Source organism: Microbacterium azadirachtae (assembly GCF_000956505.1).
Taxonomy (GTDB): Bacteria; Actinomycetota; Actinomycetes; order Actinomycetales; family Microbacteriaceae; genus Microbacterium; species Microbacterium azadirachtae_A.
The window spans coordinates 159,727-173,965 of the sequence record NZ_JYIX01000035.1 but is presented as its reverse complement, the minus strand read 5'-3'; the positions used below and the strand labels follow the sequence as shown (position 1 = coordinate 173,965).

The 14,239-nt window shown below is 72.9% G+C and carries 11 protein-coding genes; 7 read left to right on the top strand and 4 right to left on the bottom strand.

Annotated elements, in window-relative coordinates:
- Positions 1-23 precede the first annotated feature (23 nt).
- Complete coding sequence (locus RS86_RS10910; RefSeq protein ID WP_045272257.1) at positions 24-1,454, top strand: phosphotransferase; 1,431 nt, start codon at positions 24-26, stop codon at positions 1,452-1,454.
- On the opposite strand, the gene RS86_RS10905 is transcribed toward RS86_RS10910, so the two are convergent.
- Positions 1,400-4,921: an ATP-dependent DNA helicase gene (locus tag RS86_RS10905; RefSeq protein WP_235281758.1), complete on the bottom strand. Its 3,522-nt coding sequence runs from the start codon at positions 4,919-4,921 to the stop codon at positions 1,400-1,402. The two genes, RS86_RS10910 and RS86_RS10905, sit on opposite strands and share 55 nt — an antisense overlap.
- A 38-nt stretch (positions 4,922-4,959) precedes the next feature.
- Positions 4,960-8,184 carry an ATP-dependent DNA helicase gene (locus RS86_RS10900; protein ID WP_045272256.1) on the bottom strand — a complete coding sequence of 1,075 codons (3,225 nt, stop codon included), beginning with the start codon at positions 8,182-8,184 and terminating at the stop codon, positions 4,960-4,962.
- Between the two features lie 177 nt (positions 8,185-8,361).
- Here RS86_RS10900 and RS86_RS10895 point away from each other — a divergent pair, with 177 nt between their 5' ends.
- From RS86_RS10895 to RS86_RS10885, 3 genes are read left to right on the top strand one after another with little or no spacing between them, the layout of a single operon-like run.
- A complete protein-coding gene (locus RS86_RS10895) occupies positions 8,362-8,586 on the top strand; it encodes a DUF3107 domain-containing protein (protein WP_045272255.1) in 225 nt (74 codons plus the stop codon).
- Between the two features lie 15 nt (positions 8,587-8,601).
- The gene (locus tag RS86_RS10890) at positions 8,602-8,889 is read left to right on the top strand and encodes a hypothetical protein (protein WP_045272254.1); all 288 of its coding nucleotides are present in this window, start codon (positions 8,602-8,604) and stop codon (positions 8,887-8,889) included.
- A gap of 7 nt (positions 8,890-8,896) precedes the next feature.
- Positions 8,897-9,418 carry a hypothetical protein gene (locus RS86_RS10885; RefSeq protein WP_045272253.1) on the top strand — a complete coding sequence of 174 codons (522 nt, stop codon included), beginning with the start codon at positions 8,897-8,899 and terminating at the stop codon, positions 9,416-9,418.
- A gap of 35 nt (positions 9,419-9,453) precedes the next feature.
- Here the strand turns inward: RS86_RS10885 and RS86_RS10880 are convergent, their stop codons facing one another.
- The gene (locus tag RS86_RS10880; protein ID WP_045272362.1) at positions 9,454-9,768 is read right to left on the bottom strand and encodes a metal-sensitive transcriptional regulator; all 315 of its coding nucleotides are present in this window, start codon (positions 9,766-9,768) and stop codon (positions 9,454-9,456) included.
- Between the two features lie 79 nt (positions 9,769-9,847).
- On the opposite strand from RS86_RS10880, the gene RS86_RS10875 reads away from it, so the two are divergent.
- Together RS86_RS10875 and RS86_RS10870 are read left to right on the top strand one after the other, a co-directional pair.
- Positions 9,848-10,033, top strand: a complete 186-nt coding sequence (locus RS86_RS10875; RefSeq protein ID WP_045272252.1) for a hypothetical protein — start codon at positions 9,848-9,850, stop codon at positions 10,031-10,033.
- Positions 10,030-11,730, top strand: a complete 1,701-nt coding sequence (locus RS86_RS10870) for an FAD-dependent oxidoreductase (protein ID WP_235281746.1) — start codon at positions 10,030-10,032, stop codon at positions 11,728-11,730. The genes RS86_RS10875 and RS86_RS10870 overlap by 4 nt, the downstream gene beginning before the upstream one ends.
- A gap of 30 nt (positions 11,731-11,760) precedes the next feature.
- On the opposite strand, the gene RS86_RS10865 is transcribed toward RS86_RS10870, so the two are convergent.
- Positions 11,761-12,474, bottom strand: coding sequence for a ferritin-like fold-containing protein (locus RS86_RS10865; RefSeq protein ID WP_045272251.1), 714 nt, complete (start codon positions 12,472-12,474; stop codon positions 11,761-11,763).
- 210 nt (positions 12,475-12,684) lie between these two features.
- Between RS86_RS10865 and RS86_RS10860 the strand changes: the two genes are divergently transcribed.
- Positions 12,685-14,205 carry a DEAD/DEAH box helicase gene (locus tag RS86_RS10860; protein WP_045272250.1) on the top strand — a complete coding sequence of 507 codons (1,521 nt, stop codon included), beginning with the start codon at positions 12,685-12,687 and terminating at the stop codon, positions 14,203-14,205.
- Positions 14,206-14,239: the final 34 nt, after the last annotated feature.

Below are 14,239 nucleotides of genomic sequence, written 5' to 3'. Positions count from 1 at the left end.
GAGGCTCGACCTACCCTGGTGACATGGCTCGCTCACCCTTCACTCTAGCCGCGGCGGTCACGGCGGCGGTGCCCGGAGCCGATGTCGTCGGCGCCCGTGCCCTCTCGTCCGACGGCGACGCCCGTTTCGACTCCGCCGTGGCGACGCTGGCCGACGGCACCGAGGTCGCGATCCGCGCGTCGAACGACGACGAGACCGCCTCCGAACTCGCCAAGGAGAGCCTGGCGCTGCGCGCGCTCACGCCCGGCGCGCGCTCGATGCTGCGCTTCGCCGCACCGGAGCACCTCGGCGACGGACGCGTCGGAGACACGCGCGCCCTGGTCACCACGCTGTTGCCCGGCTTCCAGATCGACGCCGCGGACGTGCCGTCCGGCCCCGGCGCCGCCGTCGCGATCGGCAAGGCGATCGCCGGCGTGCACGCGCTGCCCGTCTCCGTCGTGCGCAACGCCGGCCTGGCCGAGCGGACGCCGGCCGAGGCCCGCGAGGACGTACGCGTCCTCATCGATCGGGCCGCCTCGACCGGACGAGTCTCGGCGCGTCTCACGGTCCGCTGGCGCGAGGCCGTCGAGGCCGACGACCTGTGGCGCTTCGAATCCGCAGTCACTCTGGGTGGCGCGCATGCGGAGTCTTTCCTGTTCGCGGACGACGACGAGCGCGGCCCCCGGGTCACCGGCGTCGTGGGCTGGCATGCACTGTCGATCGGCGACCCCGCCGTCGACCTCGCCTGGCTGACCATGGCTGCCGACGCGCGCTCCGACGTGCTCGACGCCTACGCGTCGGCGACGCTGCGCGCCCCCGACGAAGGTCTCTCCCCGCGGGCGCGTCTGCTCGCCGAGCTCGAGCTGGCGCGCTGGCTGCTGCACGGGCACGACACGCACCGCGCGGACATCGTCGACGACGCCGCACAGCTGCTGGACGCCCTCGCCGACGGTGTCCACGACGACCTGGCCCCGCGCGCGGGAGCCGGCGCCGGCGTGGACGAGGCGATGTCCGCCCTGGACCGCGTACCCGCCACAGGCGCGACCAGGATCGACACCTCGATGCAGACCGACACCTACGACGCGAGCGCGTTCGCCGGGATCTCGATGGACGACACCTCCGCCTTCGGGCCGCGCGGCGGCACTCGCTCCGAGGCCGAGGCCTCGGAGCAGGGCGAGCAGGATCCTGCAGCGGACGATGCCGCGCGGGAGGATCTGACGGCGACCGGTGCGATCCCGGACCTGGATCCGAACGCCACCGAGGATCTCGGCGACCTGCGCGAGTCCTTCTCCTCCACCGACAGCGACCCTCGCGGCAGCCTCCCGGACGAGGATGAGGACGAGGATCGCCCGGCGCGCCCCGGCACGCTGCTGCCGAGCGAGGGCGGCATCGCGGGCTCCGACCCCGACGTCGCCGAGGCTCACCGCGCGGCGCGAGCCGCGTTCCAGCGCTGGACCAGCGCCTCCTCCGAGTAGACGACGTCGCCCCGCAGCACGAGGTCGTCGGCGACGTAGAACAGCGCCACGTCGATCTCGTCCAGGGGCACGCCGAACCGGCGGTGGTAGGCGAGCCGGTACAGCGCCAGCTGCAGCATGCGCTCCTCGCGCTCGGCCGCGGTCGCCGGGGGCCTGCCGGTCTTCCAGTCGACGATCTCGATCCGTCCGCCCCGGTCCTCGCGCCGGTAGACGGCGTCGAGCTTGCAGATCACGATGCGCGCGGGCTCGCCCTCGCCGACGGGCAGGGCGAAGTCGATCTCGGTCTCCACGGCGATCGGCTGGAGCGACGCCCATTCGCTGCGCTCGAAGATCTCCCGCAGGCGCGCGAGGTCTTCGGCATCCGCGCGGGCGATCTCGTCCCCTGCCACGCCGGCAGGGCTCGCTTCTCCCCCGGACAGCGAGGCGAGATCGTCGTCCAGATCCCACAGCGCGTCGTCCAGAGAGGTTCCGACGCCGACGGATCCCGAGCGGTGCTCGACCCACGCGTGGAAGAGCGTGCCGAGCCGGGTCTGCCGGTAGGGGCGTTCCGGCATGGGCCGGGCGATCGTGCGGATCGTGCCGCCGTAGTCGGTGACGTAGTCCTTGAAGCGTGAGGCGGGTACGCGCGTGGGCGCGTCGGCGATCGTCCCGCGCTGGCGGGCCGCCCGCTCGGCGAGCAGTCGCTCGAGCTCCTCGCTCGGTGCCGGGGTCTCCGGATCCGCCATCGCGCGGCGCACGTCCTCGGCCGCGCCCGCGACCCGATCCCTGCGCCCGCCGAGCGGATCCATCGGCCACACGCTCGTGCGGGCCGTGCCCTCGTACGGGTTGTCCTCGGACTCCGGGCCGGGCAGGGGGTCGAGGCCGAGCTCGTCGATCGCATCCAGCAGGTAGGGACTGGGCTTGCGCATGTTCTTCTGCCCTGACCAGTGCGAGCCGGTCAGGAGCAGATCGGTGCGCGCCCGGGTGACGGCCACGTAAGCGAGCCGGCGCTCCTCGGCGCGCTGGTAGTCGCGGTAGTCGTCCTTGAACCGGCGGAGCGCGCCGCCGTGCGGGTAGGCCTTGGTGACGCCCGCGGCGAGCGAGTCGAGGGCCGCCTTCTCGCGCTTGCGGGGGTCGTCGCCGACGGCGTCCCCGGCCGATTGCGGATCCCAGGTGAACCGCGGCAGCGCGTCGCAGTCGCCGCGCAGTGCGAACGGCACCACCCCGAACCCGAACCAGCCCTGCGCGTCGGAGATCCGTCCCGGCAGCTCGTCCTCGACGAGCCGCACCACCGCAACCGCGTCCCACTCCAGGCCCTTGGAACCGTGGATCGTGAGCAGCTGCACCACGCCGGGCTCCGGCGGCTCGGTGCGGGGCATGAGCTCGTCCGTCATCTCGGTCTTGTCCAGCCAGGCGAGCAGGCTCGAGATCGTGCCGCGGTCGTCCGCGACGAGGAACGCTCGCACCTCGTCGCCGAAGGCGCGCAGCTGGGTCGCCGCGACCCTCGCCGGGCCTCGCGTCTCGTTCACGGCGAGCTCGATGTCCAGCCGCAGCTCCGTCTCGATCGTGCGGATGAGCTCGAGGATCGGCTGGCCCGCGGCACGGCGCAGTCGCTCCAGCATCTCGCCCGCCGCGCGCAGCCTCGCGCGGCCGGTGGGGCTGATCCGCTCCAGCAGCCGGTAGTCGTCGCGGGCGGAGCGCACGAAGTCGACGGCATCGACGATCGAGACGGCCTCGTCGGCGCCGCGCGAGGAGCGCAGGCGCTGCTTGAGCTCGTCGGTCAGTGGCGCGAGCGAGCCGTCCCGCACGGCGAGCTCGCGCGCCAGATCGTACAGCGCTGCCATGTCGGCGACGCCGATCGCGAAGCGCGGCCCGACGAGGAGGCGGATCAGCGCCGATCCCGCGGTCGGATCGTGGATCACCCGCAGCGCCGACACCACATCGACGACCTCGGGCGTCGCCAGGAGCCCGCCGAGGCCGAGGATGCGGTGCGGGATCCCCTGAGCGGCAAGGGCTCCCGCGAACGTCTGCATGTGCCGCTTGGAGCGGAACAGGATCGCCCCGGTATGTTGACGAGCCTCGTGCGGGCGTCCCGCCTGCGCCTCGTCGTGCGCGGCGCGGCGCTCGGCGAACCACGTCGCGACCGCCGCGGCCTCGTCGTCCGCGGTCTCGCCGTACTGCACCTGCACCCGGCCCGCGCCGGATCCCGGACGCGGTTCGAGAGCCGGGACGTCGAGCCCAGGGCGCTGGAGCGGGAGCAGCAGGCGGTTGGCCACGTCGAGGATCCGCTCGTCGTTGCGCCAGCTGGTCATCAGGCTGTACGTCTCGGCGGTCCGCTCCGCGGCGAAGGTGCGCCCGAACGCGTACAGGTTGTCGGCGCTCGCGCCGCGCCACCCGTAGATGGACTGGTGCGGGTCCCCCACCGCCATCACTGCGCCGTCGCGGAACAGTGCGGCAAGGAACCGGGTCTGGATCACGGAGGTGTCCTGGTACTCGTCCAGCAGGACGACCCGGTGCTGCGCGCGCAGCTCCGCGCGCACGTCGGAGGACGCCTGCACGATGTCGAACGCGCCGCCGACCTGGTCGGCGAAGTCGAGGACGCCGCGGCGCCCCTTCTCCGCGATGTACTCGCGGACCAGATCCGCGAGGATCGGCATCGTCCGGAGGTTCTCCACGGCCTTGGCCACGTCGGCGTTGCCGCGATAGGGCTCGAAATCGTGGGCCTGCTCGACCGCGATGCGGACCATCGCCTCCAGGTCGACGCGATGGTCGAGCACGTCGCCCGCGAGGCGCTGGACGGCGTCGATCACGCCGTTCAGCGAGCGGTCCACCTCGTCGAGCCCCGGAAGATCCGCGCGCAGCACGACGGCGCGGGCGATGAGCCACGACGCCGACTGGCTGAGCATCGCGGAGTCGGGATCCCGTCCGATGTGCGCCGCGTGCTCGCGCACGATGCCGTCCGCGAACGCGTTGTACGTCGACACGCGGGGCCGGATGATGAGGTCCTCCGCGGCGCGGGGCGCCGCCGGATCCCAGCCGGTGTCGAATCGCATGGCGAGTTCGTCCAGCACCTCGCGCTGCACGACCGCGCGCTGTGCGGGGGTCGCCGCCGCGGAGACCCGGTCGAGCGCGCCGGTGCGGACGATCTCGGGAAGATGGGGCAGCAGGCCGCGATGGCCGTACTCGTCGATGCGGTCGAGGCGCAGCGCGATCCGCTCGGCGAGCTCGCCGGCGGCCTTGCGGGTGAAGGTGAGACCGAGGATCTCGTCCCGCGCGACGAGCCCGTTCGCGACGAGCCAGACCACGCGGCCCGACATGGTCTCGGTCTTGCCGCTGCCCGCACCCGCGACGACGAGCGCCGGCGTGGGAGGCGCCTCGATCACCCGCTGCTGCGCCAGGGTCGGCGTGGGCAGCCCGAGGGCCGCCGAGATGTCGGTGGCGGCGATGCCGTGGCCGCCCTCCCAGGCGCCGAGCCCGCCGTCATCCACCACCGAGGCGTCTGCGACGGCCTGCTCCCCCGCGCCGCTCACGCGCTCACCGCCGGGATCGTGTGGATACGGCACGGGCTGATCCGCACCTGGGTGTCGGCGCAGTGCGCCTCGACCTGGGCCGTGAAACTCGACGCGGCCATGCCGCGCCCGGCCTCGGCCACGCGCTCCAGGAAGGCGGCCCGCGCGTCATCGCCCAGTCGGTGCTGGTGCGCGACGCGGTAGGGGCTCTGCCCGATGGTCTGCGCGACGAGCACGAGGCGAGCGCCGGCGAGCGCGGCGGGATCCGCGTCCTCGACCTGCCCCTGTTCGACCGCGAGCTGATACGCGGCCAGCTGGGCGTGTTCTGCCACGAGCGCCTCCGTCCCCGGCTCGTACTTGCCCGTCTTCAGATCCACCACCACCACGCGCTCTCCCCCTGCGCCGTCCGCCATCGTGTTCCAGGTGCGCCCGCGGGCGGCCTCGTGCTCCCCACCGCCGGCCGGATAGGACTCGACACGGTCGATGTAGCCGCTGACGACCGCCTGCTGGGCGGGCTTCTCCGCATCGACGGGGTGCGCGGCGGGTTCGGCGGCGAGGTCGACGGCGAACCGGAATCCGCCCTCCGAGGAGACCACCCTTCCGCCCTCGCGTCGCACCTCGACCAGATAGTCGTGCAGTCGCTGCAGGTAGAGGTCGGCCCTGCGGCGCTCCTTGGCATCGATCCACGGCGTCTCGAAGTCGAGCTCGCCCCAGCGCTCGTCGAGGATGCGGCGCATGGCCTCCAGATCGCCGTCCGGCACGTGCTCCATCGCCGCGTGCACGATCGTGCCGATCCCGGCCGACGGCGGTGCGACCGTGTCGCCGCCGAGCGCGGACACGACCCAGTTCACCCCGCACTCCTCGAACGCCTCGAGCCGCGAGGGCGAGACCGGCACGGATCCGGTCTCGAGGTCGCGCAGAGGTCGCTCATCGGACGGAGGGCGCACGCCGAACCACTCGTCCGGATCCGCACCGGGGACATCGGCCTCGGCCAGCAGACGCAACTGTCCCGCCGCCTCGGCACGTGCGACCTGATCCGTCGAGGTGGTCAGCACCCTGCGGTGCTTCGCGACCAGACCGCGCAGTGTCAACGGATGCGCGTGCCGATCCTGAGGCGGCAGCGGATCCGGCAGGAAGCCGAAGAACGCGCTCGGGCTCTGGTCGTCGTCGTCGACCGCCGTGACCAGAAGCCTGTGGCGTGCGCGGGAGAGCGCCCGGACGAAGAGCCGCAGCTCGTCGTGCAGCGCCGCCCGACGCCGGTCGAGCGTGGAGTGCTCGTGCTCCGGCTCGCCCGAGCGGGCAGCGGCGACCGCCTCGCCGAGCCGCCAGGTCTCCAGCAGTCCGCCGCGCAGCCGCACGTTCGGCCAGACGCCGTCCTGCGCGCCGGCGATCACGACGGCGTCGAACTCCGTGCCGAGCGCGGTCGCGGGCGTCATCAGGGTGACCGTGGCCGGACGCTCGGGAGCGGACAGGGAGTCCTCCGGCACCTCGCTGTCGAGGATGTCGTGGATGAACGCCTCAGGACCCTTCTCCGGCGCGCGCTCGACCGAGCGCTTCGCCGCGTCGAACAGGGCGACCAGGGCGTCCAGTGCGCGCGCGGTCTCGGCGCCGGAGGGCGAGCTCGCCGCGTCCTGCCACGCGAGCGCGAGGCGCCGGCCGTCGGCGGCGCGCGAGGAGTCCCACACCCGCCAGAGCAGCTCATGGATCGTCTCCCCGCGCTGCCGGGCTTCGCGCACCTCGTGCAGCACGGTGCCGAACCGGTCTGCGACACGGGCCTCAGCGGTGTCCAGCCGGGCGAGCCTGGCGGGTTCGGCGATGCCGTCGCGCAGCAGCAGTCGTGCCGGGGCGGATCCGCCGGCCTCCAGCTCGAGGTGCCGCAACCGCGCGCGCAGTCGCCGCAGTCCCACGCCGTCGAGCCCGCCGAACGGTGTGCGCAATGCCTCCGCCAGCAGCTGCGGATCCCGCTCCGCCGGCTCGGCGAGCGCCAGCCGCACGATCCCCACGATGTCGCGGACGACCGTCTCGCTGCCGAGCGGGCGCTGCACGCCCGCCGCGCGGGTCGGCACCTCGCGGGCGGCCAGCTCGGCCTCGAGGGCGGCGACCTGGCGGGTGTCGTGCGCGATCACCGCCATGCGCTCCCAGCCGATGCCGTGGAGCAGGTGCCACTCCCGCAGTGTGCGCGCGATGAGGTCGTGCTCCTCGTGCGGCGACGGCGCGATGAACGCCTGCAGCGCGTCGCCGGGGGCATCGGCCGCCGCGGAACCAGGAGCGCGACGATGCTCGATCCGCCCCGAGGCTCCGATCGTCTGCACCACGGTGCGGGTGAGCGCGGTGAGCGGCGGATCCTGCCGGTGCGCTTCGTCGAGCACATGCACGTCGCCGAGCATCGCCACGAGGCTCGCGAACAGTTCGGGGCCTGCGCCGCGGAACGCCCCCGAGGAGATGTCCGGATCCCCGAAGGCGAGAACGGCGATCCCGCGGGTGCGGAGCGCCGCGACGAGGGCCACCCCGCCCGCGGTCAGCTCCTGCGCGTCATCGATGAGCACCACGCGCAGCCGGCCGAGCGGGCCCAGCATCTCCGGCTCTGCAGCGCGCAGGATCGCGGCGGCCTCCGCCAGCAGATCCGCGGCGTCGCGGTGCGCGGCGCGGGCGCGGTCGAGCACGCTCCGATACGACAGGGCGAAGGATCCGACCGCGCGCCAGGCCGGACGCTCCGACCGCTCCAGCTCGGCCGGGGTGACGCCGAGTTCGGTGCACTCGGCGAGGAACGCGCGCAGCTCGGAACGGAACGCCCGCGACGAGCGCACCGCCGCGCCGAGGTTCTCCGGCCAGCGGCTGCGCATCCCCGCACCCTCGTCCTCCACCTCTCCGGCGAGCAGATCCGCGATGATGCGGTCCTGATCCGCGCCGGTCAGCAGCGCGGGTGGCTCCTGCCCCGCGTGCACCATCGTGCCGCGCACCAGCTGGAAGGCGAATGACCCGAGGGACCGCGCGAGCGGGCCCGGCGTCGCCACGCGCACGCGCACGCCTACCCGGTCGCGCAGCGCGGTGGCGGCCTGTCTGTTGGGGGTCAGCGCGAGCACCTGCTCGGGGGCGAGGCCGCTCTCGATGAGCGCCGCGATCCGCTCCACGAGAGCGTGCGTCTTGCCGGTGCCCGGCGCGCCGATCACCGTGCCGACCGCCGCCGAGGGCGCGTCGATCACCGCCGCCTGCGCAGCGGTGGGGGCGGGCTGTGCGGGCATGCTCCCACGCTATCTGGCGCAACCGACATCGCTGTGTGCAGAGGCCGGATGGCGACCCGGATCCGGACTTGTGGTCGCGCTGGCAATCGCCGTCGGCGAACACCGCGGCACACGCGGTCCCGCCCTGCGGACCCCGCGATAGAGTGACGAGACCTCAACCTTTCAAGGAGCATTCCCGTGGAGATCCGCATCGGCATCATCAACACCGGCCGTGAGCTCAACTTCGAGACCTCGGCCTCCGCGGACGAGGTGCGCGCGCAGATCGCCGGCGCCCTCGACCAGGGCGCGAGCCACCTCTCGCTGAGCGACACCAAGGGCAACTCCTACATCGTGCCGACCGCGAACCTCGGCTACGTGGAGCTCGGGACCGAGGAGTCCCGCCGCGTCGGCTTCGTGGCCTGACCCGAGGCCGGCGGCGTGTACATCCTGCTCGCGCTGATCGCCGCCTGCGCGCTCGGCGTCGTGGTGCACTACGCGATCCCTCACCGGGATCTGCGCGGAGTGGCCCTCGTCCCTGCGGTCGCCACCGCCGTCGCGGCCGCGGCCTATGCGCTCGGACAGTGGGCCGGGCTCAAGGAGTCGAGCGTGTGGCTGTGGCTGCTCGCTCTGGGCGGCGCCGTCGTGGTCTCCGCGGCCGTCGGCATGATCCTCACGCGGGTGCGCCGACACGGCGACGCCGTGCGCCGCGCCGAGCTCGGGGTCTGAGCCGAGGGTGGCCGCCTCCTCCGGCGGTGGTCGCGCGCGCACGCTGCGCCGGATCCGAATCTGCCTCGGCATCCTGATCGCCGGGCTCGTGGTCAGCGGCGTCACCGCCTTCCCGCTTCGCGAGGAGCTTCACCTCGCCGCGCAAACCCTCGCCGGCACGCCTCTGCCCTCGATCCTTCCCGACGCGGTCGGCTGGGTGGACCGCGTGGCCGCAGCACTCGCCGACACGGGCGCCCGGTACCCGTTCATCGCCTATGGCACGGACTGGCTGGCATTCGCGCACCTCGTCATCGCCGTGGTGTTCATCGGACCGCTGATCGACCCGGTGCGCAACATCTGGGTTATCCAGTTCGGCGTGATCGCCTGCGCGGGGATCGTTCCGCTCGCGCTCATCGCCGGATCGATCCGCGGCATTCCGCTCGGCTGGCAGCTCATCGACATGTCGTTCGGGATCCTCGGCGTGATCCCCGTCGCGATCGCCTGGCGGCTGACCCGCCGGCTCGAGCGGATGCCGCTCGACGCCCATTGAGCGTCGCCGTGCCCACCCGCGCAGCGTGGCATGGATCACGCGAGCGAGAGGAACAGCTTCTCCAGCTCCTCCGGGTTCGGCGCACCCTCGGCGCCGGGATCCGTCAGGCACTCGCGCAGCGCCGTCGAGATCACAAGGAAGCCGGCGCGATCCAGCGCCTTCGTGACTGCTGAGAGCTGCTGCACGACCGAGCGGCAGTCCTCGCCGGATTCCACGGCGCCGATCACGGCCGCCAGCTGTCCGTGCGCACGGCGCAGGCGGTTCGCGATCTTCCGCACCGCCTCGGGGTCGTGCGCCGCTGCGCGCGCCCTCTCCTCGGCGATCCCCTGGGTCGTGTCGGTGCTGATCATGCCGTCCAGCATACCCCCGGGAGTATGTTACGGTGATACTCCCCGGGGTATCCACGACCGCCCGGGACGAGGAGCAGAGATGTGCCGTGCAGTGAACTGCAAGACGTGCGGGAAGACCACCTGGGCGGGATGCGGCCAGCACGTGTCCGAGGTGAAGCGCACGGTGCCCGCGGCGCAGTGGTGCGACGGCCGGCACACGCAGGCCGAGATCGATGCCGCGGCCCCCGCGAAGGCCGGGCTGCTGTCCCGGATCTTCGGGCGATGAGCGCCGCCATGGCAGACCGGCCGCGGCGGATCGTGATCGTCGGCGGCGTGGCCGCCGGGATGAGCGCAGCCGCGCGCGCCCGCCGCCTGGACGAGCACGCGGAGATCGTCGTGCTCGAGCGCGGCGCGCACGTCTCCTTCGCCAACTGCGGTCTACCGTACTACGTCGGCGGCGAGATCGAGGACCAGAGCAGCCTGCTCGTGCAGACGCCGGCGACCCTGCGCGCGGCACTCGATCTCGATGTGCGCGTGCACCACGACGTGATCGCGCTCGACGCCGCCACCAGGAGCGTGACCGTCCGCGGTCCCGAGGGCGACGAGCAGCTCGCCTACGACGCCCTCGTCCTGGCCCCGGGCGCGGTCGCGGTGCGTCCCCCGCTGCCCGGACTCGACTCACCGCGCGTGAGCACCCTGCGGACCGTCGAGGACGCGGTGCGACTGCGCGAGCGCATCGAGGCCGGCGCCGAGGCCTCCGCGCGGCGTGCCGTCGTGCTCGGCGCCGGGTTCATCGGCGTGGAGGCGGCCGAGGCTCTGCGGCGCCAGGGACTGGAGGTCGAGCTCGTCGAGCTCGCACCCCACGTGCTGCCGCCGCTCGAGGCCGAGATCGCGGCTCCGGTCGCCGCAGAGCTGCGCCGCCTGGGCATCCGGGGGCGCGCAGGCATCGCCGCCGAATCGGTCGAGCACCACGAGGACCACGACACCGTCGTGCTCGCGGACGGAACCCGCCTCGAGGCCGACATCATCCTGCTCTCGGCCGGCGTGCGCCCTGACACCGCCGCCTTCGAGGCCGCGGGAGTCGCCTGCGAACGCGGGGCCATCCTCGTCGATGAGCACGGCCGCACGAACCTGCCGGACGTCTACGCCGCCGGCGACGCAGTACTCTCCGTCGATGCCGTCACCGGTCTGCGCCGACCGGTCGCTCTGGCCGGTCCCGCGAACCGCGCGGGACGCGGCATCGCGGACCACATCCTCCGCCCCGACTCGGCGCGGCCGCTGCCCGCCCCCGTGGGCACCGCGATCGTCCGCGTCGGCGAGCTCACGGCCGCACTCACCGGGGCGAACAGCGCTGCACTGAGCGCCGCAGGCATCGAGACCGACACGCTGCATCTGCACCCCACGCAGCACGCCGGGTACTTCCCCGGCGCCGCCCAGATGGCGCTCGTGGTGCACATCCGCCGCGGGGACGGACTTCTGCTCGGTGCGCAGGCCGTCGGCCGCGAGGGGGTCGACAAGCGGATCGACGTGCTGGCCACGGCGATCAGGGCCGGGCTCACGGCGGCCGATCTCATCGACCTCGATCTCGCTTACTCGCCGGTCTACGGCAGCGCGAAGGATCCGGTGAACCTCGCAGGCATGGTCGGGGTCAACGTCCTCGACGGCACGCTCGCGCTCTGGTACGCGCAGGACTGGGACCGCCTTCGTGCGGAGGCCCTCATCCTCGACGTGCGCAGTGCGGCGGAGTACGCCGTGGGACATCTCCCCGGTACGCTGCACATCCCGCACACCGAGCTCCGCGACCGCCTCGATGAAGTGCACGACGCCGCAGCGGGCCGCCCCGTCCGCGCCCTGTGCGGATCCGGAGTGCGCTCGCACATCGCGCACCGCCTGCTCACGCAGTCGGGTTTCGACTCGGCATCGCTCTCGGGCGGGATGCTCACTGCTCGTGCGGTGCTCGGCGAAGGCGTCCTCGCGCACTGACCGCCACGGCCGGGCGTCGCAGGCCTGTCGTCAGGACGCGAGCCCCATCGCGTCCATGCGGCGGGCGTGCGCGCCCATCAGCTCGGTGAAGACGGGCTCGAGCCGGTCGTTCTCGGCGCCGGGGAGGTGCGGGCGCAGCGCCGCCCTGGCGACCAGGATCGTGTCGCCGACGAGCCGGCGTCCCCACATCGACAGCAGCGAGCGCCACTGCTCGTCGCTCGCGATCGTCGCCTGCACGATCCCGACGATCTCGTGCCGGTCGTCGGCCTCGGAGAGGATCCTGGCGACCTCCGCTCCGATCTCGCCGTAGCTGGACGCGAGCGCGATGTAGAAATCGTCGAGCATCCCGGCCGTCAGATACACCGCGAGCATGGTCTCCGCGATGCGCGGCCCGAGGGTCTTCCGCCGGAATGCATCCAGCTGCTCCCGGAACGGCAGCATCACCTCGGTCGGCCGGTCACCGTGCGCGGCGATGATCGCGACGATCGCGTGGTGCTTGGCGAGTGCGGCGCCGGCCGCGCGGGAGAGGATCTCCTTCTCCGCCAGATCGTCCGTTGCGCGGATGAGGCGGGTGAGCGTCTCGAAGTAGCCCAGCTGCAGGTACGCGGCCTGCCCGAGGAAGGTGTTCAGCTCTGGCGCCAGCTCGGCGAAGTCGACGCGGGTCGCGTCGCCCACGTCGCCCCGGGAGCGGAGCACCAGGGTGCGTCGCGGCGCCTTGTCGCGCTGCCAGAACCACCTCACCACGCGCCCAGCCTAGTGGAGCCGCTCGGCCGCATCGGGGGCGGCGCGCGCCCCGCGCGATCCGATCCCGAGGACGGGGGCCTGCTCCGGTAGGCTGGAACCCGCTCCGGCGACGGATCGGAGCCCCGCGCCTGTGCATACGGATTCGGCGTGGACCCCATCAACGAGGCGGCGCCGCGATCGCAAGGCCCGCCGGACAGGCAATCAAAGACTGTGACTTCTTTCGCCGATCTCGGCATCGATCAGGACATCGTGGACGCCCTCGCGGCGAAGGGCATCGTCGACGCCTTCCCGATCCAGGAGCAGACCATCCCGCTGGGCCTTCCCGGCCAGGACATCATCGGACAGGCCAAGACGGGCACCGGAAAGACCTTCGGCTTCGGCATCCCCGTGGTGCAGCGCCTCGGCGTCGACCCCGAGCACGGCGTCAAGGCGCTCATCGTCGTGCCGACCCGCGAGCTCGCGGTGCAGGTGTACGAGGACATGGATCTGCTGACCAGCAACCGCTCGACGAGCGTGGTGGCGATCTACGGCGGCAAGGCCTACGAGGGGCAGATCGACCAGCTCAAGGCCGGCGCGCAGATCGTCGTCGGCACCCCCGGCCGCCTCATCGACCTCGCGAACCAGCGCCTGCTCGACCTCTCGCACGCGACCGAGGTCGTGCTCGACGAGGCCGACAAGATGCTCGACCTCGGTTTCCTCGCCGACATCGAGAAGATCTTCTCCAAGGTCCCCGCGGTGCGCCACACGCAACTGTTCTCGGCGACCATGCCCGGACCGATCGTGGCGCTGGCGCGCCGGTTCATGACGAACCCGATCCACATCCGCGCGAACGACCCCGACGAAGGCCTCACCCAGGCGAACATCAAGCACCTCGTCTACCGGGCGCACTCGCTCGACAAGGACGAGGTCATCGCCCGCATCCTCCAAGCCGAGGGACGCGGCAAGACGGTGATCTTCACGCGCACGAAGCGCGCGGCGCAGCGCCTGGTCGACGAGCTGAGCGACCGCGGCTTCAACGTCGGCGGCGTGCACGGCGACATGGGCCAGGACCAGCGCGAGCGCTCGATGGCCGCGTTCAAGGCGGGTAAGAGGGACGTGCTCGTCGCGACCGACGTCGCCGCCCGCGGCATCGACGTCGACGACGTCACCCACGTGATCAACCACACGATCCCGGACGAGGACAAGACGTACCTGCACCGCGCTGGCCGCACCGGCCGGGCGGGCAAGACCGGAATCGCGGTCACGTTCGTGGACTGGGAGGACCTGCACAAGTGGGCCCTGATCAACCGCGCGCTCGAGTTCGGCCAGCCCGACCCCATCGAGACCTACTCGTCGAGCCCGCACCTCTACGAGGACCTGAACATCCCGGCCGGCACCAAGGGCCGCCTGGTCACCGCACCGGTGTCCGAGAAGCCCGCCCGCAAGCAGCGCGAGCCGCAGCGCGCCGCCGACGCGGCTGCCGAGGGCACGAGCGACGCCACCACGCGCCGCCGCCGCCGTCGTCGCAACGCGGAGGACGAGGTCGGATCGACGTTCGCCGAGGGTGCGGAGGCTCCCGCCGCCAAGGCCGCCGGATCCGGTGACGCCGATCGCGGCGCCGAGGGTTCCGGAACACACGACGGCCAGGGTGCGGAGCACCACGACGGCAAGCCGGCCGCACAGCGTCGCCGCCGCCGTCGTCGCCCCTCCGGCGGTGCCGCCGCCGGCAGCGCCCCGCAGCCCGGGGCCTGACCCCGCGGGCCTCCCCCGCCCCTGCGCCTGTCCC